Genomic DNA, 703 nt, shown 5'->3' with positions numbered 1-703 from the left:
GCGTACGTTCTCGTCCGGTTGGCCTTCAACCCCCACCGATAAATAACCGTCAATACGGCGCTCACTTAACGCTTACCTGATTTTATGGCGTGCCGATTACGGATTTTGTTGCTAACCTGCTTTGGCTTTTAACCTCAAACACAGCTCTTATTTGAAAAAGGAATATTATGATGGATTTTGTATATGCCCATAACACTGCAATTGGCTTTTTGCTGTTGTTTGTCAGCTTAGTCTCGCTAGTCACTGTTGTTGCTGGGGAGCATGAAACTAAGCCTGCCATCGGTCTATATTGCGCTTTTTTCGTCTTTTTAGTGGCTGGCATTCTTCTGGTTGGGCGTTAAGCTCGACATTAGCATCATAGCCTGATCGTTATGGTTGATTGACGTGGCGGGGATGTGCAGCGTATCTTCTTTCCCTAAACGAAAAAACCCGCGTTCTCAGGCGCGGGCTTTGACGGGCTAACCAGTTTTCTCAGGACTGATTAGCCAGGTAGCGTGTTCTAGGGGAACAACGTCACCAAATCAGTGATCTCAGTGTAGCCGCAGTTAGGCGCATACTTCAAGACCTCTCGACCTATTCCCCTGCATGAACACGCTACCGCATAGGCTGTTGCCTTTTAGCGGCGCTTTGCCGTGTCTGACGAACTGGAAGCATGAGTTTGTCATAGTCGGGGTTTGAAGCCCAATGGAGCGGAAATGTACGC

At 48.2% G+C, this 703-nt stretch carries 1 protein-coding gene; it reads left to right on the top strand.

All coding sequences use genetic code 11. From position 1 onward, the window contains the following. The first annotated feature begins 167 nt into the window (after positions 1 to 167). The gene (locus tag HMPREF3143_RS25880) at positions 168 to 341 is read left to right on the top strand and encodes a hypothetical protein (RefSeq protein WP_155404430.1); all 174 of its coding nucleotides are present in this window, start codon (positions 168 to 170) and stop codon (positions 339 to 341) included. Positions 342 to 703 lie beyond the last annotated feature (362 nt).

Source organism: Enterobacter sp. HMSC16D10 (genome assembly GCF_001807145.1).
Classification (GTDB): Bacteria; Pseudomonadota; Gammaproteobacteria; order Enterobacterales; family Enterobacteriaceae; genus Enterobacter; species Enterobacter roggenkampii.
The sequence above is the reverse complement of the archived record's forward strand: the minus strand, read 5'-3'. Positions and strand labels throughout refer to the sequence as shown.

Coding starts and splice junctions, on each gene's coding strand:
- HMPREF3143_RS25880 (WP_155404430.1), top strand. CDS start 168: ATGATGGATTTTGTATATGCCCATAACACTGCAATTGGCTTTTTGCTG.